The organism is Dyadobacter sp. 32 (assembly GCF_902506755.1).
GTDB lineage: Bacteria > Bacteroidota > Bacteroidia > Cytophagales > Spirosomataceae > Dyadobacter.
Window position 1 is genome coordinate 741,404 of record NZ_LR735258.1, and the last position, 22,883, is coordinate 764,286.

At 45.0% G+C, this 22,883-nt stretch carries 25 protein-coding genes; 18 read left to right on the forward strand and 7 right to left on the reverse strand.

Features of this window, described 5'->3' with window-relative positions:
* The first annotated feature begins 13 nt into the window (after positions 1–13).
* The gene (locus DYADSP32_RS02850; protein ID WP_149244128.1) at positions 14–1,693 is read left to right on the forward strand and encodes a RagB/SusD family nutrient uptake outer membrane protein; all 1,680 of its coding nucleotides are present in this window, start codon (positions 14–16) and stop codon (positions 1,691–1,693) included.
* Between the two features lie 57 nt (positions 1,694–1,750).
* A complete protein-coding gene (locus DYADSP32_RS02855; RefSeq protein WP_149244127.1) occupies positions 1,751–3,313 on the forward strand; it encodes a glycoside hydrolase in 1,563 nt (520 codons plus the stop codon).
* Positions 3,314–3,640: 327 nt separating this feature from the next.
* Here DYADSP32_RS02855 and DYADSP32_RS02860 read toward each other — a convergent pair whose 3' ends face one another.
* Entirely contained in the window at positions 3,641–5,191 is a 1,551-nt protein-coding gene (locus DYADSP32_RS02860) for a S41 family peptidase (protein WP_149244126.1), read from the reverse strand.
* A gap of 168 nt (positions 5,192–5,359) precedes the next feature.
* Here DYADSP32_RS02860 and DYADSP32_RS02865 point away from each other — a divergent pair, with 168 nt between their 5' ends.
* Both DYADSP32_RS02865 and DYADSP32_RS02870 read left to right on the forward strand, forming a co-directional pair.
* Complete coding sequence (locus DYADSP32_RS02865; protein ID WP_149244125.1) at positions 5,360–5,725, forward strand: TfoX/Sxy family protein; 366 nt, start codon at positions 5,360–5,362, stop codon at positions 5,723–5,725.
* A 150-nt stretch (positions 5,726–5,875) separates the two neighbouring features.
* On the forward strand, positions 5,876–6,523 hold the full coding sequence (locus DYADSP32_RS02870) for a hypothetical protein (RefSeq protein ID WP_149244124.1): 648 nt from the start codon (positions 5,876–5,878) through the stop codon (positions 6,521–6,523).
* Between the two features lie 53 nt (positions 6,524–6,576).
* Here the strand turns inward: DYADSP32_RS02870 and DYADSP32_RS02875 are convergent, their stop codons facing one another.
* The 4 genes from DYADSP32_RS02875 to DYADSP32_RS02890 all read right to left on the reverse strand — a co-directional run bounded on the left by DYADSP32_RS02875 (position 6,577) and on the right by DYADSP32_RS02890 (position 11,021).
* The gene (locus DYADSP32_RS02875; RefSeq protein ID WP_149244123.1) at positions 6,577–7,761 is read right to left on the reverse strand and encodes an ABC transporter permease; all 1,185 of its coding nucleotides are present in this window, start codon (positions 7,759–7,761) and stop codon (positions 6,577–6,579) included.
* Positions 7,762–7,787: 26 nt separating this feature from the next.
* Positions 7,788–8,747 (reverse strand): biotin/lipoyl-binding protein, encoded by a 960-nt coding sequence (locus DYADSP32_RS02880; protein ID WP_149244122.1) that lies wholly within the window; start codon positions 8,745–8,747, stop codon positions 7,788–7,790.
* Between the two features lie 26 nt (positions 8,748–8,773).
* Positions 8,774–10,156 (reverse strand): TolC family protein, encoded by a 1,383-nt coding sequence (locus tag DYADSP32_RS02885; protein WP_149244121.1) that lies wholly within the window; start codon positions 10,154–10,156, stop codon positions 8,774–8,776.
* Between the two features lie 295 nt (positions 10,157–10,451).
* Positions 10,452–11,021, reverse strand: coding sequence for a Crp/Fnr family transcriptional regulator (locus tag DYADSP32_RS02890; protein WP_414617470.1), 570 nt, complete (start codon positions 11,019–11,021; stop codon positions 10,452–10,454).
* Between the two features lie 288 nt (positions 11,022–11,309).
* Between DYADSP32_RS02890 and DYADSP32_RS02895 the strand changes: the two genes are divergently transcribed.
* The gene (locus DYADSP32_RS02895; RefSeq protein WP_149244119.1) at positions 11,310–11,966 is read left to right on the forward strand and encodes a Crp/Fnr family transcriptional regulator; all 657 of its coding nucleotides are present in this window, start codon (positions 11,310–11,312) and stop codon (positions 11,964–11,966) included.
* Positions 11,967–12,095: 129 nt separating this feature from the next.
* Here the strand turns inward: DYADSP32_RS02895 and DYADSP32_RS02900 are convergent, their stop codons facing one another.
* A complete protein-coding gene (locus tag DYADSP32_RS02900) occupies positions 12,096–12,563 on the reverse strand; it encodes a hypothetical protein (protein WP_149244118.1) in 468 nt (155 codons plus the stop codon).
* A 290-nt stretch (positions 12,564–12,853) separates the two neighbouring features.
* On the opposite strand from DYADSP32_RS02900, the gene DYADSP32_RS02905 reads away from it, so the two are divergent.
* From DYADSP32_RS02905 to DYADSP32_RS02950, 10 genes are all read left to right on the forward strand, one after another.
* Positions 12,854–13,648 (forward strand): sulfite exporter TauE/SafE family protein, encoded by a 795-nt coding sequence (locus DYADSP32_RS02905; protein ID WP_149244117.1) that lies wholly within the window; start codon positions 12,854–12,856, stop codon positions 13,646–13,648.
* A gap of 98 nt (positions 13,649–13,746) precedes the next feature.
* Positions 13,747–15,165, forward strand: a complete 1,419-nt coding sequence (locus DYADSP32_RS02910; RefSeq protein ID WP_149244116.1) for an MBL fold metallo-hydrolase — start codon at positions 13,747–13,749, stop codon at positions 15,163–15,165.
* 140 nt (positions 15,166–15,305) lie between these two features.
* Complete coding sequence (locus DYADSP32_RS02915) at positions 15,306–15,512, forward strand: DUF2892 domain-containing protein (protein ID WP_149244115.1); 207 nt, start codon at positions 15,306–15,308, stop codon at positions 15,510–15,512.
* Positions 15,513–15,591: 79 nt separating this feature from the next.
* Positions 15,592–15,903: a rhodanese-like domain-containing protein gene (locus DYADSP32_RS02920; RefSeq protein WP_149244114.1), complete on the forward strand. Its 312-nt coding sequence runs from the start codon at positions 15,592–15,594 to the stop codon at positions 15,901–15,903.
* Between the two features lie 2 nt (positions 15,904–15,905).
* Positions 15,906–16,469: a YeeE/YedE thiosulfate transporter family protein gene (locus DYADSP32_RS02925; RefSeq protein ID WP_149244113.1), complete on the forward strand. Its 564-nt coding sequence runs from the start codon at positions 15,906–15,908 to the stop codon at positions 16,467–16,469.
* Positions 16,469–17,092 (forward strand): class I SAM-dependent methyltransferase, encoded by a 624-nt coding sequence (locus DYADSP32_RS02930; protein WP_149244112.1) that lies wholly within the window; start codon positions 16,469–16,471, stop codon positions 17,090–17,092. Before DYADSP32_RS02925 ends, DYADSP32_RS02930 begins: the two co-directional genes overlap by 1 nt.
* Positions 17,093–17,098: 6 nt before the next feature.
* A complete protein-coding gene (locus DYADSP32_RS02935) occupies positions 17,099–17,608 on the forward strand; it encodes a DUF6691 family protein (RefSeq protein WP_149244111.1) in 510 nt (169 codons plus the stop codon).
* A 2-nt stretch (positions 17,609–17,610) separates the two neighbouring features.
* On the forward strand, positions 17,611–18,339 hold the full coding sequence (locus DYADSP32_RS02940) for a DUF2490 domain-containing protein (protein WP_149244110.1): 729 nt from the start codon (positions 17,611–17,613) through the stop codon (positions 18,337–18,339).
* Positions 18,336–18,521, forward strand: a complete 186-nt coding sequence (locus DYADSP32_RS02945) for a DUF6132 family protein (RefSeq protein WP_149244109.1) — start codon at positions 18,336–18,338, stop codon at positions 18,519–18,521. Before DYADSP32_RS02940 ends, DYADSP32_RS02945 begins: the two co-directional genes overlap by 4 nt.
* A 438-nt stretch (positions 18,522–18,959) precedes the next feature.
* On the forward strand, positions 18,960–19,409 hold the full coding sequence (locus DYADSP32_RS02950; protein ID WP_149244108.1) for a DUF2141 domain-containing protein: 450 nt from the start codon (positions 18,960–18,962) through the stop codon (positions 19,407–19,409).
* A gap of 80 nt (positions 19,410–19,489) precedes the next feature.
* On the opposite strand, the gene DYADSP32_RS02955 is transcribed toward DYADSP32_RS02950, so the two are convergent.
* Positions 19,490–20,290 (reverse strand): transglutaminase-like domain-containing protein, encoded by an 801-nt coding sequence (locus DYADSP32_RS02955; RefSeq protein ID WP_414617471.1) that lies wholly within the window; start codon positions 20,288–20,290, stop codon positions 19,490–19,492.
* A 187-nt stretch (positions 20,291–20,477) separates the two neighbouring features.
* On the opposite strand from DYADSP32_RS02955, the gene DYADSP32_RS02960 reads away from it, so the two are divergent.
* The 3 genes from DYADSP32_RS02960 to DYADSP32_RS02970 all read left to right on the forward strand — a co-directional run bounded on the left by DYADSP32_RS02960 (position 20,478) and on the right by DYADSP32_RS02970 (position 22,860).
* Entirely contained in the window at positions 20,478–21,983 is a 1,506-nt protein-coding gene (locus DYADSP32_RS02960; protein ID WP_149244106.1) for an alpha-amylase, read from the forward strand.
* A 25-nt stretch (positions 21,984–22,008) separates the two neighbouring features.
* The gene (locus DYADSP32_RS02965; RefSeq protein ID WP_149244105.1) at positions 22,009–22,275 is read left to right on the forward strand and encodes a hypothetical protein; all 267 of its coding nucleotides are present in this window, start codon (positions 22,009–22,011) and stop codon (positions 22,273–22,275) included.
* Positions 22,276–22,344: 69 nt separating this feature from the next.
* Positions 22,345–22,860, forward strand: coding sequence for a hypothetical protein (locus DYADSP32_RS02970; RefSeq protein ID WP_149244104.1), 516 nt, complete (start codon positions 22,345–22,347; stop codon positions 22,858–22,860).
* The last annotated feature ends 23 nt before the right edge of the window (positions 22,861–22,883 follow it).

Here is a 22,883-nt window from a genome sequence, read left to right on the forward strand (position 1 = left end):
GAAAAGAATCAATATGAAGTATATCAAAAGAATTTTCGCGTTATCAGCACTTGTTTCGTCGTTTTTCATGGTTTCCTGCCAGGAGAACTTCCTGGATGTGGTACCAACCGACCGTGTGTCTGATGCCTCCATTTTATCGGACTCCGTTTTGTTTGAAGCTTATGTCACCAACCGGTATATGGGCTCAAGGCTCACCGATAAGGAAGCCGAAGGGACACTACCTGGCTTTGGTCGGGGGTTTGAATACGCCATGTGGTCATCGCTGACCGACGAGTCCATTTACAACAACGACGACAACACCTGGCTTATACAGCGTGGGCAGATCGCTCCCGAAAACACCGGCATTGCTGGAACCCTTTGGGGGAGAAGCTATCGTAGTATAAGGGAAGTAAATTACGCACTTGCCAACCTGGATAAGGTGCCTATGAGCGAGGGAAAAAAGAAAATGTTAAAAGGGGAATTGCAGTTTATCCGAGCCTTCCGCTATCACGATCTGATCAGGAATTATGGTAGTGTGGTATTGATGGGCGACAAGGTTACTGAAATCAGCGATGACCTTACCAGCCAGGATCTTTTCGACCGTGCCGAAATCAAAGCAGGAATCGAATATGTTTCTGCCCAACTTGACGAAGCAGCCAGCCTATTGCCGGCTTCCAACGACAACAATGTATGGAAACTGGGAAGGGCAACAAAAGGTGCCGCGTTGGCTTTGAAGTCGAGAATATTACTTTATGGAGCGAGTCCGTTGTTCAATGGAGCTACCTGGCAGCAGGCGGCCGCTGCGGCCAAAGCGGTGATGGATCTGAATAAATACAATCTGTATACAGGCGGATATGGCAGTCTGTTTACAACCACGGACAATTCCGAAATAATTTTCGGAAGATTATATGCCGTAGGTGCACGCCACGTGTGTCTTGAAATTTCAAACGGTCCCAACAGCTACAATGCATGGGGAGGGAATGTCCCTTTACAGAACCTGGTTGATGATTACGAGATGATGGATGGTACTAAAATAACGGATGCCGTTACAAGCTATGATCCACAGAATCCATATAAAAACCGTGATCCCCGGTTTTATTCGACGATCTTGTACAATGGGGCGAGCTATCGAAACAGCACGATCGAGACGTTTACGCCAGGGGGAAAAGACAGTAAAGATGGTCCGTCCAACTGGAACACCTCCAAGACAGGTTATTATCTGAGGAAATTCATGAATGACAACCTTCCCATCGACAATCCCTGGGACGTTGCCGGAACGCAGACCTGGATTTATTTCCGTTATGCAGAGATTTTGCTCAATTATGCAGAAGCCCAAAATGAGGCAACCGGGCCGGATGCATCGGTATATGCCGCCATCAACGCCATCAGACAACGAACAGGAGTAAACATGCCGGTAATCCCGGCTGGGCTTACACAGGCGCAGATGCGCGATCGTATCCGGAACGAACGTCGGATTGAGCTCGCGTTTGAAGAGCATCGCTTCTATGATGTGCGTCGCTGGAAAATAGCTGCGGAAAAAGAGAATGTACCTGCCTATGGAATCGAGATCGGTAAAAGCGGGACGGCCTTCACTTACAAGAAGAAAGAGGCATTGACTGGTAAAAGTTTTGCTGAAAAACAATACTGGCTGCCTATACCACGGGCAGAGATTCAGGCTTCGAACAATAAGCTTAAACAAAATCAGGGATATTAATTTTAAAGTGAAGAGCCCTTTCCGCATCCCGGGAAGGGCTCTTTGCAACAAACAAGCATGCAATCAGAAAAAACATTTTCCAGAATTCTATCGCTGTTAAGTTTATTGGCAGTGGTAAAATCCTGCCAGGCGTCGGATACCGTCGTCAAAAATCAGGAAACAGGGCAACTTGCCACACTTACGATTAACCCAGCAAAAACCTTTCAGTCCATAGATCATTTCGGCGCTTCTGATGCCTGGGCCTGTCAGTTTGTGGGCGCCTGGCCGGATGCAAAACGGAATGCCATTGCAGACCTTCTTTTCAGCCGGGATATGCTCCCCAATGGCCAACCGAAGGGTATTGGTTTGTCACTCTGGAGATTTAACATTGGCGCAGGTACGGCGGAGCAAGGCGAGCAAAGTGGGATCAAGGATGAATGGCGACGCGCAGAATCGTTTTTGAATGCGGACGGAACCTACAATTGGGAAAAGCAGGCTGGTCAGGTGTGGTTTCTCAATGCGGCCAAAGCCTGTGGCATAAATCAATTTCTGGCCTTTCCCAATAGTCCCCCGGTACAATTCACAGTAAACAAAAAAGGGTACGCGAGCAATGGAAAGACGAATCTGGCGACAAGTGATTTTCCTAAGTTTGCCACCTATCTTGCCGATGTAATCGGCGGAGTAAGCAAAAAAACGGGAATTACCTTCAACCACCTCAGCCCTGTCAATGAGCCACAGTGGGACTGGAGCGATGGAGGCCAGGAAGGTACACCTTTTTACAACAACGAGGTTGCTCAAATCACAAGGTTGTTAAGTGCAGCGCTGATCAAAGAAAATCTCACTACGAAAATCGACATTGCGGAGGCAGGACAGATCGAATATCTGTATTCCGAGTTTAACAAACAGGATCGTCAGAATCAGATATATGCTTTTTTCGATAAATCGTCTTCGAACTATGTAGGGGATCTTGCTAATGTGTCAAAATCTATATCGGGACACAGTTATTTCACCACCTCCCCTTACAAAATCGCAGCTGAGAAACGGACGAAATTGTCAGAAAGTGTCAAAAAAGTCAGTGGCCTGAAATACTGGATGTCGGAGTATTGTATTTTGGGTGATAACGACGGGGAAATTAAAGGCGAAGGGAAAGATCTTGGGATAGATCCGGGCCTGTACATAGCCAGGGTGATTCACAACGACCTGGTCAATGCGAACGCGTCAGCATGGCACTGGTGGCTTTCCATTTCTCCGTATAATTACAAGGATGGCTTAATCTACATTGACAAAAACAAAACGGACGGTAACTATCAAACCTCTAAAATGCTTTGGGCGCTTGGCCAGTACAGCCGGTTCATCCGCCCGGGAGCAGTGAGGGCGGAGATAACTTCTGATCGTCCGGACAACGATTTGCTGGTCTCATCGTATGTAAACACCACTGGAGAAGTGGTGAGTGTGATGATCAATTCAGGGACAATTGCCAAAGAAGTTGTTCTGAAATCAGCTCAATCAGGTTTTACTGTCAAAAGTGCCTTTCGAACCTCTGCGGTGGACGATATGGCTCCTTTGGAAATATCGGGTTATGCAAAGGCTATTACGGTGCATCCCAAAAGTATTCTGACGGTTATTGGCACAATTAAATAGTGTAATGCCACCTTTTAAACATCTTTATACCACCGACCCGACATTGATTTGACAGTTGCAGTGACGTCGGCACAAGGATAAGGGGAGGAGTGGGTTGAATACTCGTTCACAGGAATCCGTGTCCCCAAATTCGCAGCATCTGTCCCCAAATTGACAGTGTGCAACCATTCCGGCTGGTACCTTTGAATTACCAAAAGGGGAAAACCAACCTTCTTGAAAGACCAGCCATGATTCGTTAATTGCAAAACAGGTTCACTTTACTCTTCGTTAAGATTGCCGGCACGACTCGTTGTGCCGGCAATCGCTTTTTAAGTGGGTGGCCTGCACTTACTTGTAAAACTGACCGCTCAGATAATCGTATGACAGGGCGCAGTGTTCAACGATTCTACCGGCGTTGTCTACGACCACCAGCACGGTTTCGCCCTTCCATCCTCCGCGGCTGAGGTGCAGGCGGACGTAGTTTTTATTCTCAATGGTGATGTGGTAAGCAACAGTTAACCGGTGGGCGTTGCGCTTAACAAATGGCCACCGCATTTTAGAACGAATGGGGCGTGGAACCTTCACAAAAAAACGATTTTCAACGTTTTGGTGATAGAAACTCGAATCAGCAACCTGTTCCGCATCAAGACGTTTTTGAACACCATCGGTCCTTCCTTCCAGCGAATGACACTTACGTGCAAACGGGGCCAGCAACGTGGCGTCTTCTTCAACCAGCCCGGTAGAATAGGCTGTTATGTCACCATACGTTTTATTGAGCAAGATGCTATCTGCATAAAAATTCAGAGCACGTTGTTCATAGCAGATTGTCTTCAAGGCCAGGTCTGAATGGTTACTTTTAAGAAATTCCAGCGCTTTATTTAACCCGGGATCGATGCCATTTTTCGTGTTTTCCCGACTATGTTTTACAAACAGGTCTGGAGGCACACCTTTGCCTTCATAACCAATTCTTTTACTGCTTACCGTTTGCCCGGAGGACAATGAAATTTCCCATCCATTGGGTAGCTTTTTGCCGGACATGGCTGAAAAAATACCATTGGTAGGCTCACCAATTAGCTTCACATAAGGCAATTCTTTCAGATACATGGCGCAATGATCTCCGGCGCTGATGGTAGATCCACTCGTCAATAAAATCGTTGGTTTCACTAGTTGGAGATGGCCCGCAGGAGCAATGTGGTAGGGTGTCCAGGGGGAGTATTCGTGTTTGGATTTATTAATTCGTTTACGTCCATACCCTACCAGACGTTTCACCTCCGTCAACCTGCCAGCCAGGGCATTCAAATAAGCCGGTGATCCGCCTCCATTGATTCTGATATCGATAATCAGTGCTTTAATATCTGCGAATGCGGTAATCATTTCGTCCAGCTGCTTGCCGAAAGTTTCCAGTGACATGCCACCGAAACCATTAATCTGGAGATATCCATACTCTTTTGACCGGCAGTATCCGCCAATATCGTATGGGGCGCTATTAAACTTTGTCCATTGTCCGAAGCCCTGTTTGCCCAATGCCTCAAGGCTCACCTGATGAAATTTTGACTGTAATTCCTTTGTTGGGAATTCTTTATAGAAAGGCGCATACTTTGCGGTGGCAGGTAAATCTCCTGTCGGGGATATAACCACGTGACCATCTTTCAGCGGGGTTACCAGCTCATTGAGTATGGACAGCAGTTGCTCCGGAGTGGTTTCGGAGGTTACTTTTGGTCGGAATGTTTTATACTGTTGTTGCCAGTCGACCTGTCGGGTTTCAAAATGTGCATAGTATTTGTTGAAATGTTGCCAGAATACTTCGAAATTGTGTTCCGGATCATTTTTATCCACTGGCCTGGCCACGAGGACACCCTGGAGTGCGGCAATAAACAGAAACGTAACAACAATTTTCATCTGGCCAGCGCTTTTAGTGGTTTTGAATGACGTTCAAGTTATACTTTTTAATTGATTAGTCATACCTCTTTAATCGGGATAATAAGATTTCATTGTTTTCTTAAGTGCCTGGTTGTTAAAGAATAAAGTCATTTTTCTCGATGAACCTTAACAATTATACTTCTTCAAATGGCATATGATATAAATTTGGCTGACCGGATCAGAGCATATCTCTCCGAATTACCTGATTTTCGCGTGGAGGAAAAGAACATGTTCAATGGTCTTGCATTTATGATCAATGGAAAGATGTGTGTAAACGTAAGTGGTGATAATCTCATGTGCCGTTTTGACCCTGCAATACAGGAAGAATTGGCAGAAAGGATTGGCTATGAAACCATGATCATGAAAGGGAAGGGGTTGAAAGGATACTGTTACGTGACGCCGGAAGGTTTTACAGCCAGAAATGACTTTAAATTCTGGCTGGATGTATGCCTGGCGTTTAATGCGAAAGCGAAGGCGTCGAAAAAACAGAGTGGAAATGAATCTGGCAAGTAGCAGCCATGCAATTAAAGCAGCCAAAGCAGCAAAGCAACGGTTTAAATCCTTAAAAGTACGCTTTGGGAAATAGTTAAAGGATGTTTATCAACACTTTACCTCCTTGCAGTAAAATGGAGAATTACGACAATTTGGACATTAATCTAAACCATGCTTTCAATTACTTTCGTAGTCATTACCCTTTTGACGATGGTGCTGTTCTATTTAGGTACAGGCCAAAACAGATTGGTTTTGATTTTCAGCGCGTTCTGGCTTTTCGTTTCAGGAGGCATAGCTTACACTGGCTATTTTGAGGATACAACGGCAACGCCGCCCAGATTTTTACCTGTCATGCTGGCAGCGGCTGGTCTCTCGGTCTTTTTTTACAAAAAAGTCAGCCAGAGCCGGCTCAACCACAATTTTCTGGTGGCCATTCACATCGTTCGCTTACCGGTGGAACTTGTACTTTACCAGCTGTTCTTATTAAAACAAGTGCCCGTTCTGATGACTTTCAAGGGATGGAATTTTGATATTGTTATGGGAGTATCGGCCATTTGTATTCTTTGCTATATGGTTTTAGCCAAAAAGACATTGCCCGGATATTTTATGAAGTTATGGAATATCGCCGGGATGATCCTGTTGACTACCATTGTTGCCATTTCCATTCTATCTTCGCCGCTCCCAATCCAACAGCTTGCATTTGATCAGCCAAACGTGGCCGTACTGCAGTTTCCCTTTGTATTCCTTCCGGCTTATATTGTGCCGGTTGTATTTTTGTCCCACATTTTATCCTTCCAGCTAAGCTCTGTAACTGAATGAGGGGAGGTTTTGCGTTCGGGATGTGTTTTTAAATTACAGTGGCAAAAGGGCTTTTACTGATCCTGCACGTCCGGATGAACTGACTCTTTCGCGATTCGCCACATTTTCCATTGCAAAGCACCCATAGCCAGTACACCGTAAACAGCTATCTGAATGCCCAGATGTTTAACAAAAGGCATCACATTCTGTAAAGTACCCTGCTCTATCAGCAGTATTTTATGGGCATTGAGGAAGGGCGTTAGGGGAATCATGTTGGCAATGAACTGAACTCCTTGCGGCATAGAGGACAGTGGCCAGCTGAAGCCACCAATCAGGAAGGCCGGGGTTGAAAACATCATCAGAATCTGCGTGGCTTTCAGTGCATCGGGTACAATCACACTAAATAAAATACCCATCAGGCTGACTGCCAGCACGAACATAGAGGTGGTTATTATAAATGGCTCAATGGACAGCGGAATGGGTGCTTTGAACACCCCGTGCATCAAATAATAGAAGCCTAGGATGGCAATGGTCAGTATCCAGATAGGCAAAGCCTTGGCCAAAATAGCCGTGCCCGCATTTCTGGTATATCCCATCAATTCCGATCCAAATGTCCGGTTTTGTACTTCTGCTGCAAAACTCACGGCAAAGGCCAGAAGTAAAACCTGTTGCAAAACCACCGCCAGCACAGCGGGCCACATAAATGTGAAGTAATTTCCGGTTGGGTTAAACAACCTGATGTAATTGGCCTTGAAAGGCTCAAATTGCGAGCTGGCCTGGCTGGCCGAAGCTCCTTTTTTCATTAATCCCTGCACCTCAATACCGGCGTTGAAGGTTCCCAGAACGGTTTGCACACCCTGTGAAGCCATGTTGGCGGTAAGGAGGTTGGACGTATTGATAAATGTATTTATTTCCGGATATCTTTTTTGTAATATGTCGGCCTCGAAACGCTCCGGGATAGTGACAGCCAGAACTGCATTGGCATTAATCAAATCCTGCTGAGTACCTGTATTCTCGCGTTTCAATTTTACGATATGCAGCCGTTCATTGTCCTCAATCATCTCCATGAGGCGATTGCTCAGCGGGCTATTGTCTTCATCCACCACAATCACCGGAAGGTCGGTCACCTTTCCCTCCTTATATACAAAACCGATCAGTACGGCATAAATAACAGGGGCAAATAGCATGACGGAAAGTAACGTGCTGTTGCCAAAAAACAGCCTGAACTCTCTTTTGAGCATAGGAATGAACTTGTTCATTGTTGTAAGTGATTTAAGATAAAGCATTACAGTACCACGGTGGCGTTTGCCAGCAGGCTTTCTGCCTGTTTGGTATCCCCAGGTACAATTTTCAACTCATATACGGCGTCTTCTATCTGGTAGTCGGGGTAGGCTGTGGTAACATCTGCATAGCGGTTCAGCTGTTTGATATTCTGAATCCTTCCAGTCGTTTCCATTTTGGTGTAAGGAATCCGAATGGTAATCTGTTCACCCTTTTTATAAGCTGAAATACGGCTTTCAGGTATCGTGAAGCGGAAATAGGTTGTCCCGGGCAAGTAACCGCTAAACAGGGGGTAGCCGGCTGTGGCAAGTTCACCTTCCCGCAAGCTAATTGTTTCCACCTGCATGTCATTGCTAGCAATAATGTAACGTTCCGAGTAAGCTACTTCCACCTCCTGCAATACCCCAAGTGCCTGATCAGCCTGTCCTTGCGCAGCGGTTTGTGTCTCCATTCTTACTCCCTTCAATGCTTCACCGAGTTCCGCGTTAACTGCTTCGAGCTGCGCTCTGGCACCCTGGTGTTTGGCGACCATTTCGTCGTAGGCCTGCGGTGTGATCATGCTGTCGGCAAACATAGCCTTAGCCCGTACAAATGACTTTTTAGCATAGTTGAATTGCTCCTGTGTACCGGCTTGTTTGGCACGTAATTGCCTGATCTGGTTTTCAGTAGGGCCATTCCGGCTGAGGGTTCGTTGTGCCCCTGTGGCTTTCACCGCTCCCTTTGCCTGGGCTAGTTTAGCATTCACCTCAGGTACATCCAGCATAGCCAGCGTATCGCCCCGTTGTACCAGGTCACCTTCCTGTGCATAAATTTTAATAATTCTACCGGTTACTTTTGGTGAGAAAGCAAGGGTTTCTCTTTTTACTTTTCCTTCCAAAGGACGTGCTGGCTTATCGGAGCAAGCCATACCGGCCAGGGACAAACCTATGATTCCGGCGTAAGCGAAGATTGATTTCGTATTCATTTGGTTTAGATTATTCCGTTTGTTTTTTATTCAATTGATTCAATATGCAGGCTACCGGTGGCTTTCAATATTTCTACTGCGATGCGTCTTTGGTTGAATACAGCTTGTAGGTATTCCAGGGCAGCACTCTGGTAGTCGGCTTCTGCTCCGACCAGGTCGGTAGCTTTGATTAATCCCGTTTTGAACTCTTTTGATGCCTGAGTTAGCGCATTCAGAGCCGTTCGTTTTTGTTTTTCCTTTACAAAAATCTCCGCCTTCGCGGAAGCCAGTTCTGATTGTTGTTTGAGCAGGTTTAATTCGAGCTTTTCCACTACCTCTTCCCGTTCCCGTTCCACTTTTTGCAACTCAATTTTGCTTTGCTGTACCTCTCTTTTACCTTTATTTCCATCAAACAAGTCCCATTTAAAGCCTACGCCGATATTGAAATTAGGCAACAATTCCAGCTTATTTGTTTTGAGTGTCATGGTGTTTCCCGTAGGAAAGGGCTCTTTGGCTTTTAGCTGAACATCAAACATATTCAGGTAGCCCAGTGACGTCGAAGCTTGTACCTTAGGTTTCCACCAGCTTTTTGCCGCAACGATCTGGTATTGATGAGCCTGGATGCTTGCCGTAAGCGCTGCTATCTCCGGTCGACCCATGATCGAGCGATCCTCTCCCGTTTGGCTTAGGGGAAGCAGATCGTTGTTGATCATTGCAATACGGTCTGTTTCTATTCCCGTGTAAGTATGAAGCGAATAAATGAGTAGTTGACGCTTGCTTTCGTATTGTTGTATCCGTGCGTCCAGCTGCGCTTGAGCAACTTCTATTTTTTGGTATTCAAATTTGGTAATCAACCCATATCCGAAGGCCTTTTCGGCTGTTTCGTAATTGAGGCGTAACCTGTGTTGGCTCTCATCCAATACAATCTTCACCTGTTTGAGCAGTGCCAGCTGATCGTAGGCTGTGGTGATGTCACTGATGATCTGTTGCCGGTCCTTTTCCAGCATGGCTGTCTGGCCTTTTTCTTTTTCAACAAGCGCCTTTTTTAAAGCGGGCACTTTACCACCTGTGTACAACAATACGTCCGCTTTGAAACCACCCGAGATAAGATTTGCCCGATTGGTGAAGGCGTCGTCCAGCGCAGGTAACGCAATGCCCAGCTCCGGAACTGAGTTTGCTGGTGCTTTTACGTTGATTCCGGCGGCCAGATAAGCATACTTTCCTGAAAGATCCAGATGCGGTAGATACACTTCCTTCAGTTTCTGCTGATCTACGTGGGTAAGTTCAATATCCAGTTGTTTTATGGCAAGGCCATGATCTTTTTGGAGAGCAGCAGCCACAAGCTCTCGTAGCATCGGTGCCTGTTGTGCCTCTACCGCAGGACCGCATAACGTTACCAGCCCAAGTCCCCATTTCAATATCCTGTTCATAAGGTTTGTTTTGCATTTTATTGTGATGCAAATTTCCTCACGATGCAAACGGTTTCTTTTGATCTAGATCAAAAAATCAAAGTCTGGCTTCCATTTGGCGGTTTGGTGGCGGATGGATCGAGCGTTTTACCTGGTTCGTGATCAGGCAGGTTTAAACATTAAAATTTTGTTTTTGTTCGGTGTGTTAAAATATTTCTTGTCGGCTTCCCTCGGAGTGAATGGAGGTGGGATTGGGCTGACTGCTAGCCGTTTATTGGGGTGGAAAAGGGAGAGTCTGCCGCGATTTTACCAAATTTCACCAGGTTCTTCTAGCCCTGATCCTGCTGAGTGTTTCCTGTGTTATTCCGAGATATGATGCAATGGCACCAAGTGGTGCGCGTTGCAATATACTGGGCTGGGATTCGTCGAGCTTCCGATAGCGTTCTTCTGCACTTAGAAATTGTAAAGCTACAATACGGTCGGATGTTTTCAGTAGAAATTCACGAAGTACATGGTTTTCAATGATACGAACCTCCTGAAAGTCAGCAGCCAGCCTGAGGTGCTCTTTTTGGTTTACAGCATACAAAACACTATCCTCTAACAATTCGAGGTAATAACGACTAGCCGTGTGTCCGAAGAAGCTTTCCGGCACTGTAACAAATTGATTTTCTGTATAGAATCCATACGTGACGTCTTTTCCCTGTTTGTTGATGTAGAACATTCTTACCAGGCCACTTTCAATGAAATAAAGGTGAGTGACAAACTGGCCTTGCTCGCAAAGTAGTTTTTTGCGGGGGTATTCCAATCGTTTAAAAGCGGAAGTAATGCCCGTTTCAGCCGCCGCATGGATGGGTGTTATGTTTTTAAAATATGGTATGATGCCCATGCTTTTCCTATTGATTTTGTAATATGAGCATCTCATCGCGTTTTTCCAAGTCCTACCACCCTCTGTCACCTTGAGCGAAGTCGAAGGGCACGCCCATCCAAGGTCTTTGCCACTTGTCACCCTGAGCAGAGTCGAAGGGCGTAAACCTGCCGCCTAAGATACAAAAGCCTGTTTCCATTCATCGTGTAAAACGTTAACTTCACAGCTGGAACTTACCAGCCTTATGTGACTGTAATCACACAACGGAAGTGGAGTTCTTATTAATTTTGGATTTCTAACAAGTTAACAATGATAAATTCGACTGGTACGCAGCGCATTATTCAGGATTATTTAAACATACATTTCAATTTCTTTTCCCAGGATTTAAAAGATACACTTGCCCAGAACTGCAGCATACGCACATTCGAGCCGGGCGAGTTGATGATGCAGACCGGGCAGTATTTCAAATCCACTATGCTGATTGTGGAGGGGATGGTGAAACTTTACCGGGAAAGTGATGAAGGGGGAGAGTTTTTTATCTATCATCTTGAAGCCGGTAACGCATGTGCCTTATCCATGATCTGTGCGACCAGGCAGGAAAAAAGCCAGATACTGGCCAAGGCAATAGAGCATACCACCACTTTGCTCGTACCCATTGCTATGATGGACGAGCTCATGAGCAAACATAAATCCTGGTACTATTTTGTGCTGGAAACCTATAGGAACCGGTTTGAGGAATTGCTGGAAGTGGTGGACAGCATTGCTTTTAAAAGCATGGATGAACGTCTGGAGTTTTATTTAAACAATCAGCAAAGACAATTCAAAAACAACGAATTTTCAATAACCCATCAGCAAATAGCTGACGATCTTCATTCATCCCGGGAGGTGATTTCCCGATTGCTCAAGAAAATGGAACAGCGCGGACTGTTGAAGCTGGGTCGTAATACCATTACCATGCAGCCCTGATAAACGCACCATACGGGTTGGGTATGTGCGGGGCTTTATCTGCTAAATGGCATGGAATAGGCGAATATTTTTCATTTCAAAATTTTCATCACTACCGGCTTAACACAAATTACCTATTTCCTTGAAGGTCTATTTTTTTAGTGTGTAATCTTCAAGTGAATATTTGCTTATGATTATTACGCCAAAATGTCTGTCAAAACCTGATTCACTTATTGAGGTAGCTGACATTTTATGAAGACCAATACTGAATGCTTCATGTTGCCAATACCATTTAAATGGTATAAAATCCTGATCACTGTCACCATATGCTTCAGCAAGTTCAGATGGCTTAGCACCTAACTCTGTGGATATTTGATGTATAACCTTTTCGTCAAATTCGATAGTCATGTAGAAAGCAATCAATTTCTCATTTTCGACATAAGCAAATAGCCGATTAATAGGGTGGTTAAAAAGTTGAATAGGGTTTGATTGTTGAAAGACATAATTATAGCTGTAGTAGCCAATTGGACTCTTGGCGAAGTCAGAGTGCACTTTCTCATTCCAGTCACGAAGATGAAACGAACTGATTGAGGATTCAATTACATCTTTTAGGGTCATTGTAAGATTTGGTATAGTGGTATTGCTGCCCCTTTACACACTGGAACAGGAAAATTAATGATACCATTAAAGTAAACTCTGGTAGCTTTTTTAAGATAAAATGCATGTTATTAAATTGTTAAAAACATGCTCTGCTTTCTTGCGCAACAGAATTTAGTATGCAAAATGCACGTAAAGCGTAATAAGATTTTTGTAAAATAATCGCTTGTGTAACCTTTGTCACCAAACTCCCTTTCCTGATTGCCGACCTTTGTATTGTTGAATATATAAAACATCAGCAGTGCAATAAAATGGAAATTTTAGGTTACCTCACTTCAATCATCATCGGCATTTCCCTGGGCTTAATTGGTGGCGGTGGCTCCATCCTGACCGTCCCTGTATTGGTGTATCTGTTTCATGTGAGCCCCACGCTATCAACCTCTTACTCGTTATTTATTGTAGGGGTGACCAGTGTTGTAGGCGTTTATAACAATTACAAAAGCAAACAAATACACTTCCCGACAGCATTGTTTCTAGGGACTACTTCCATACTGACCGTACTGATTACCCGGCTCTACATTTTGCCGGCTATTCCTGAAACGTTGTTCTCAATAGGTGCTGTTACAATTACTAAAAGTATGATCACCATGCTACTGTTTGCAGTGCTGATGATCCTTGCTTCCGTATCCATGATCCGGCCCTCGCAATGTGAAACAGCGGGCGAAATTGCGATGGATAAGGCAGCACATTTCCGACTGGCTTTATACGGGGTAATGATCGGGCTGGTTACGGGTCTGATGGGCGCGGGTGGGGGCTTTCTGCTTATTCCGGCACTCATTTTCATGGTCAGGTTGCCGGTAAAAAAAGCAATAGGCACGTCGTTGCTCATCATTGCCATGAACTCCCTCATTGGATTTACGGGTGATCTTGGCCATTTCGATATCGACTGGAAGTTTCTTTTAGAGATTACCGCCCTTGCAGCAACAGGTATGCTCATTGGTAGCGGGTTCGGCAAAAAAATAGATGGCAGTAAATTAAAAACGGGCTTCGGGTGGTTTGTGCTTTTGATGGGTATTTACATCATTACAAAAGAATTTTTACAATAATATACGCCATGTGACTATTGTCACCAAAACAAAAAACATTAACGACGACCTTTGAATAACAAAAAAGACAAATAGAATTTAACCATAAAATGTCAATCATGAAAATCCAGCAAATTTACACAGGTTGCCTTGCACAAGGAGCCTATTATATTGAGAGCAAAGGTGAGGTAGCCATCATTGACCCGCTTCGTGAAGTGGAGCCCTACCTGCTTCGTGCAGAAAAAGAAGGAGCAAAAATCAAATATGTGTTGGAAACGCACTTTCATGCTGATTTTGTAAGTGGTCACCTGGACCTGGCTGCTAAAACCGGTGCTACCATTGTATATGGCCCTACCGCCAAGCCGGGCTTTGAAGCACATGTGGCAGAGGATGGGGAAATCTTCAAACTGGGTGATATTACCATCAAAACGATACACACACCCGGGCACACGATGGAAAGCACCTGCTTTTTGTTGCGTGACGAGAAGGGGAAAGACATTGCTTTATTCACTGGTGATACGCTTTTCATTGGCGATGTAGGCAGGCCCGACCTGGCTCAGAAAGTAGTGGCAGATCTTACTCAGGATAAACTGGCTGCACATTTGTACGATTCGCTGCATAACAAAATTATCCCATTGGCCGATGATATCATCGTTTATCCGGCGCATGGGGCAGGTTCTGCCTGTGGCAAGAACATGAGCAAAGAAACCACCGACTCATTAGGGCATCAGAAGGCTACCAACTACGCCTTGCAACCCATGAGCAAGGAATTGTTTATCAAAAAAGTTACCGACGGGCTGATGCCTCCTCCGGGGTATTTTCCTGCCAATGTAATGATGAACATTCAGGGCTACGAAAGTATCGATACGGTGTTGAACCGGGGTATGCAAGGATTGAGCCCCGAAGCCTTCGAAGCGGCAGCCAATGAAACCACCGCGCTGATCCTGGATACACGGGACGCACAGGTGTTTGCCAAAGGCTTCGTGCCCAACTCCATAAACATTGGCATCGACGGGAATTTTGCGCCATGGGCCGGGGCTTTGATCCCGGATATCAAGCAGGAAATCCTTTTGATTACGGATCAGGGACGTGAGGAAGAGGTGGTTACACGTCTTGCCCGGGTAGGTTACGATCACACCATCGGACATTTGCAGGGTGGGTTTGAGGCGTGGAAAAACGCAGGTAAAGAGACGGATACCATTGAGTCGATCCGTGTGGATCAACTGGTCGAAAAGTTGAAGGAGAATCCCGGGCTGAACATTCTGGATGTGCGAAAAGAAAGTGAATTTTTATCCGAGCATGTGTTGACAGCAGAAAACATGCCGCTTGATTACATCAATGATCATCTGGCTGAGCTGGATAAAAACAAAACCTACTACGTGCATTGCGCAGGGGGCTACCGTTCCATGATCTTCAACTCTATTTTGAAAGCCAGAGGTTATGATAATCTTATTGATGTTCAGGGAGGCTTTAAGTCGATCAAAGAATCGGGCCAGTTGGAGGTAAGCGAATATGTGTGTCCTTCCACTTTGTTGTAAAATTGATTACCAGGGTAGATTCACTTCCTCACGGCAGTGGCCAATCACCCCAACTCCTCTCTTGCCTGGGAGGAGTTGCAACAAAAAACATTCAGATTGCCTATCCGCTGCAATCATCACCTTTAAATGCCAATGCTATTATGAAGCAGAACATGGGTTCACTTGACAAAGCACTTCGTATTGCCGCAGCAGTGGTGGTAGCCGTGCTTTATTTTACCAAAGTTATAGACGGTACAACGGCGCTGGTGCTCGGCATTTTGGCAGTGGTGTTTGTCATGACCAGTTTCATCGGCGTCTGTCCTTTGTATCTTCCTTTTGGAATATCTACGCGAAAACTAAAACAGTAGTCTATCTAGAATTAACGGCAATTTTTCAATTTAGCCAAATGCGGCTGTTTAGCGGCAATTGGCGCTTAATCATCATATTATGAGCTTTTTATCAGCCATTTTTGGCAACAAGGAAAAAATAGATTACAAACAATTACTGGCCGATGGGGCCATCATTGTGGATGTACGTGGCCCGGGAGAATATGCCGGCGGACACATCAAAGGCAGTATCAATATTCCTCTGGATGCGATTGACAGCAGGATGAAGGAATTAAAAAATAAAAACAAAGCCATCATCACATGTTGTCGCAGTGGCGCAAGGAGCGGCATGGCCGTGAGCAAGCTTTCATCCCATGGATTGACCGCCTACAATGGTGGGGCCTGGGATTCACTCAATGAACTAATAAAATAACTATGCTTGAAGTAATAAAGCAACCCTGGCCCTGGTATGTAGCAGGGCCGCTGGTTGGACTTACAGTGCCCGTTTTACTGATTCTTGGTAATAAACATTTTGGCATTTCTGCAAATTTAAGACACGCATGTGCCGCCTGTTTTCCAGCCAATATTCCGTTTTTTAAGTACGATTACAAAAAGGAGATATGGAATCTGTTTTTTGTGATCGGGATATTCATTGGTGGGATGCTGGCTGCATTGTTTTTCATGACTTCAGCCCCCATCGATATCAACCCTGCACTGGCATCCGAGCTTGCCGGCTATGGCATTACCAACTTGTCCTCTATGATTCCTGTCCAGCTTTACTCCTGGGAAAGCCTGCTGACCGTAAGAGGCCTGATCATGCTCGTAGGGGGAGGGTTTCTAGTTGGCTTTGGATCTCGTTACGCAGGCGGTTGCACCAGTGGGCATTCCATTATGGGTTTAAGTTCCTTACAGTGGCCCTCACTGGTGGCTACCATTTGTTTTATGATCGGAGGCTTCGTTATGGCCAACTGGATATTACCCTTAATCATGGACTTGTAATGGTGGATAAAGAAGCAAAAGATCACTGGGAAAGTGTATATGCTACAAAAACGCCTGCTGAAGTGAGTTGGACAGAAGTCAAACCTGAGTATTCTTTGGCATTGATTGAGGGTTCCGTTACTTCCAAAAACAGCCCGATAATCGATGTTGGGGGAGGGGATAGTTTGCTGGTGGACTTTCTATTAGCAGCTGATTACAAAGATATTACGGTACTTGATATCTCACCCACTGCAATCAAGAGAGCCCAAAAAAGATTGGGTGAAAAGGCGAATAGCGTCAACTGGATCGTGACGGATATCGTGAATTTTAAACCAGCAAGGCACTACGAGATCTGGCATGATAGAGCAGCATTTCATTTCCTGACCACGGATCAACAAAAGGCACGCTACAAATCTTTGGTAGATAAAGCAATTATAACCGGACACCTGATTCTTGGAACATTCTCTACCTCCGGCCCTATAAAATGTAGTGGTTTACCTGTTCAGCAATACGATGCGTCTTCCTTATCTCGAGCCTTTTCCGATTCTTTTGCAATGACAAAGCATTTCTATGCCGATCACGTTACGCCTTTTCAAACCCGGCAAAACTTTCTTTTCGCCGATTTCATCAAAACATTACAATAATATTTTATGCAGAATTCACTCTCAAATTCAGATATACAATTAGATTTTGAAATACGTTCGCAAGACACCATTTGTATCAACGAATCGCATCTGCAACACAAGTGGTACCACAATTTTAAATATCTCGTCGTAGGGCTGATGTTCGGTGTCATTTTTGTAAAGGCCGAAGTGATCAGTTGGTTCAGGATCCAGGAAATGTTTCGGCTTCAGTCGTTCCATATGTACGGCATCATCGGTTCTGCCGTGGTGGTCGGCATTATTTCGGTGTGGTTGATCAAAATGCTCAGGATCAAAACCATTTATGGAGAAGCCATTACCTTCACACCAAAGAAGTTCAACAAAGGTCAAATTTACGGAGGCCTGATCTTTGGCTTGGGCTGGGGGTTAACAGGTGCCTGCCCGGGACCTTTGTTCGCGCAAATAGGTACTGGAGCAACTGTGGTAAGTGTGGTGCTTTTGAGCGCAATTGGCGGTACCTGGGTGTATGGAAAATTGAGAGATATTCTGCCCCATTGATCATGAAATGGGTGCAAAGCTTCATTCTGTGGGTAGTGCTGATGGTAACGTCATTGTCTACAACGGCGCAGACAAACGTAAATAGTTGGTTCAGGCTGACAGGGCACTACAGACTTACTAAAAGAATAACAGGAGATTTTGAATTGCAGCACCGCCGACAGGATGATTACTCAGGTAACAATCCGCTCCGGCATAATTTACTGTATTCGGTTCGCCCCTGGTTCTATTATTCTCTCCATGAAAATGTGCGGATTGATGTGTCTCCACTGGCCTACTATTCGTTATACAGCCTTACCCGGGAAAGCGCATCAATTGGTAAAAGTCCGCTGGGAGAATACAGAAACAGCTTGGGGATCAATTTTAAGTATCCCCTCGCAAGCAGGCTGGCGGTTGTAAGCCGCACAGTGGCCGAATACCGGAACTTCACCGAAAGTGCCAGTGTTCTCAGGTTTCGTCAGAAGCTGGGGTTGGAGTATGATTTAGGGAGTCGTTACAAGATGGGTATTCAGCACGAGTTATTACTCAACCTGGCAGGTACCAATAGTAGTCATTTTTATGACCACCAGCGGTTCGGTGTCTTTGCCAATAAAAAGTTGAGCAAATACTATGGCGTTGAATTGGGTTATTTATTTATCAGCAGATTGCCACCCAAAGATGCAACACTCAGAAAAGAACATAATTTGTATCTGAATGTTACAATTGACCTCACTTCAAAAACCAGGAAAATATGACAAAGAAAACGATTATTTTAACTGCATCAGGCATGGTTGCAGGCGCCGTAGCCGGATACCTGTATTATCATTTTATAGGTTGCAATTCGGGAACCTGCCTTATTACCTCACGACCCGTCAATAGTACGTTGTACGGAGCCGTAATGGGTGGACTGCTTCTGAGTATGTTTGATCGTAAGTAAGGTGTGGAACGGAAGTGATATTTTGAAAAGAACTGGTTTTTCTATTGATAATCAATAGTTTATATAATTTTACTCCTGTTTCCCTCATCCGCAGCATCATTTCACGCCTCTTTAAGGGAATCATCATAAGTCAACCCTGCCACCATACACTATGACGGATTTTCTTACCGTTGTAGTGTATGGTAATGTTTTTACAATTCATTATAGTAAACAACAAAGAAGTATGTGATTCTTTATTTTAGGCGTTATTAACTGGCGCTTATGATGGGGAGTCATTCTTGCGTAAGGGCAAAACTACAAAATAGTGCTTGCAGCTGATCGGTGCATGGTAGCATATTCAACATTTAGTTCATTAAGATTCTGTTCGAATTGTCCTTGTTGGGTGCAAAAACTTTTTAATTTTGTAATTCAACGACTATTTCATCACAACGATTAACAATGCGTTTTAAAACTAATCTTCGATTGAAATTATTGGCCGGAGTGCTCATTGTGATGTCTACGAATGATCTCCGGGCACAGAGTAATACGCAGATAACCGTGTCTGGTATCCGGTCGGCAAAAGGTCAGGTGGTGGTCAGCGTATTTAAGGATGAAAAATCCTTTGATGAGGAGATTCCATTTAAAAAGATACCTTTCGACAAGAAGGGGTTAGTCAATGGAACAATGGTGGTTAATGTCAAACTGGATCCGGGAACCTACGGTCTGGTGCTCGTGGATGACGAAAATAAGAACGGAAAACTGGAGAAGAACTTTGTGGGTGTGCCAAAAGAAGGATTTGGCTTCTCTAATTTTTTTATGGAGAAATTGAAAAAACCGTCATTCCATGAGTTCAAAATGAATATCAAGGGTGATGCAAATAAGGCTGGCATCCGGGTTAAATATATGTGAAATGTGAGAGGTGGCCGGGGCGCCGGGGCGGATGTGACCGGGCTTCCTTGATGCCCGGTCATATTTTACATCCAATAAGGTCAGTTGCTGTCGGGCGCATCTAAAAGTTCCACTTCTACATGCAGCGACTGGAGCGTTGCATTCCCGAACTGTGTAATCATCGCCACGTCTGCCGCATCACGCCCATGGGCAATTTCAATGCGATACCCCTCAGTCTGTGGCTGTACGGCATCAAATGTATACCATCCTCCCCCGATATACACTTCAAACCAGGCATGTAGATCCATTTCCTGCAACTTATCGAGATAGCCGACGGTCATTCGGGCAGGAATGCTGAGGTTGCGACAGAGTGCAATCGCAAGATGCGTAAAATCCCTGCAAACGCCAATCCGGCTTTGGGCGGTGTCCAGTGCGGTCGTGAATGAATTGGAAACGCCGTACTGATACTTTACATGCTGATGTATCCATTTACGAATCTCCTCCACCTGATCATAGCCCGGTTTGAAATTCCCTGCAATTTCCATGGCTAGTTTGCCTATTTCAGGGACATCCGACTGGCAATATCGGCTGGGAAGTAGATAATGCATTACATCATCGGGCAAATCATCAATCAATACGTATTCCGGAACGGGCATAGGGATGGGCTTGGTCACATTCACCTGAGCCTGAACCTGGGTGGTGATTGTTACCTGTCCTACAGGCAATATGGCCCGTTGACATGGATTGTTGTAAATATCCGTATATTCTGAAAATGGAACCGGTGGTGTAATTTCGAAACCCTCTTGTATTACAGACTGGCCGTCCTGTCTTCTCGGCCTTAGCATGGCAATAATGTTTGTTGGCGTATACACATTGTAAACAATTGTGCTTCTTCCCTTCATTCTCATAAAATGTCGATCGTTTTGGTTCTGCAATTTTAGTATTAATCACGTGCCAGTCAACGGTTTTACCGCATGATCTTTCTCAGATATTCCGGGCGGATGTAATTATATCCGGATTGGGGCATAAATCCCGGCATGAATTTTTACAGTTTCGCGCCGAGTGTAACTCCAAATGATGTTTTTATAAATGGAAAATTTTACGATGCTGCAATTTTTTGAGTGGTACTATCCTGCCGATGGTCGTTTATGGAATCATTTCAAAAGCGAAGCAGGCTGGCTCAAAAATATTGGCATTGACTCCGTGTGGCTTCCTCCGGCTCAGAAGGGAATGCACGGAGCCGACTCGACCGGATACGATTCATACGATCTTTACGACCTGGGGGAGTTTGACCAAAAGGGATCTGTCCGGACCAAATACGGGACAAAGTCGGAGCTGATGGATGCCATTGCGGCGGGTAAAGAGGCCGGTTTGCGTGTGTACATGGATATTGTTCTCAATCACATGGGAGGGGCTGATGAAAAAGAAAAGGTACTGGTGAAGAAGGTTGTTCCGGAAAACCGGAATGAGTTTATCAGTGAACCGCATGAGATTGAGGCCTATACACGGTTTACGTTTCCCGGTAGAAACGGTGTGTATTCTGAGTTCGTTTGGGATTATCAATGCTTTTCTGGCGTAGATTATGATGCATTGAACGACGAGACAGCCATTTTTAGCATTCAGAATCAGTATGGGGAGGGTTGGCAGGACGTGCTGGATTTGGAAAATGGAAACTACGATTATCTGATGTTTTGCGACATTGAATTCAGAAATCCACATGTTCGGGAGGAATTGAAACGTTGGGGTGAGTGGTTATACGAAAATCTCGGATTCGACGGCTTTCGTCTTGATGCAATCAAGCATATCGATCCACATTTTTTCAATGAATGGCTGGATCACCTTCGAGGTAAATATAACCAGGAATTTTACACGGTGGGTGAGTATTGGTCGCCCTATGATTTAGAATCTCTACTGAAGTGCATCGAAACCACGGAAGGCAGGATGTCCTTATTTGATGCGCCCCTTCAGGGGAATTTTTATAAGGCTTCCATTGAGAACAGTGATTACAATCTATGCACCATTTTCGACAATACCCTGGTGCAGGTACATCCTGAACTTGCGGTGACCCTCGTTGAAAATCACGATACGCAGCCCCTTCAATCCCTAGAACAGACTGTTGAAGCCTGGTTTCGGCCTATTGCTTATTCACTAATTTTGCTCCGGGAGCAGGGTTATCCATGCGTTTTTTACACTGACCTGTATGGTGCGGAATACAAAGACCATGGAAATGATGGTGTCGAGTATGAGATTACGCTGAAACGCCTGGATAACATGGAAGTCCTTCTGCACGCCAGGAAGTATCTGTCCTACGGTCTGCAAACGGATTACTTCGATCACCCCAACTGTATCGGCTGGACAAGACAGGGATTGGATGAATTCGAGGGATCGGGACTTGCCGTCGTAATTTCAAATGGTGAGGAGGGGGGCAAGCAAATGGAGATGGGTGTCAGGTATGCGGGTAAAGTGTTTGTGGACCTTTTAAACCAATTCGAAGAGGAGATCACCATTGATGAAAATGGTTGGGCAACGTTTAAGGTTAAAGCACGGTCTGTATCTGTTTGGGCTGAAATAAAGAATTTGATTCCTTCCGAATGAACATAGCTGTGTAAAGACGACCATCATGAGCAAATTGGATAAACGAAAAAAGAACTATCAGTACATGATCGACTGGAATTTATACCGGCTGGATCAGAACAATAAGTCGTTGGAAAAGCTCGACAAGCTGTTGACCAAACTGGACCGGAACATGGACGGAGATGCGGCTTATGAGAAAGATGTGGTGGATCTGGATGCATTAAAACTGATCTATGAAACGAGTATCAGAAATTTCGAGGGGCAGGTTGACAAGTATCGGAATCTGATTGAAAACATGGAGGAAAGCAAATGAAATTTCCAGGATCATTTAATTCGGCACGAAATTTGAGATAGAAGTAAAAAACAAAATTGAATTACAAATATGGCAAATACAGTTGTTTCCATCTTCCGAGAGGCCGGCCAGGCCGAGAAAGGACGCAAGAATCTGATTGCGGATGGTTTCGCAGATTCCCAGGTTACTATCAAAACCGCTACATATAAGTCGGATGATCCAGTGCCGGATTCGGGCGCGGATAGCAATGATATTTTGGAGAAGATTACTTCTTTTTTTAGGGAATTATTTGGTGCGGATGACGATGAGGTAGACCAATATGCCCATGCCGGCCAGCAGGGAACCATTGTTACCGTCCACACTGATACCAGTGAAGAAGCGGAAAAGGTCGCAGGCATACTGGATTTTTATGGAGCCGAGCATGCAACGGAAACATCGGGAAGCTATTCTGGCGAGGATGGGAACCAGTCGGGTGGCCAGCAGTTCATGGATATGCCCTCACACGCTTCCCGCGATAACAGCGTCGCGATGGATCCCAGAGCGTCCCAGCTTAGAGCCCGGATCGTTGCGCGTGCGGTTGAGAATAGGTCGAGGGATCAGTATTAGTGTTTTGAATCTGGACTTAAGAA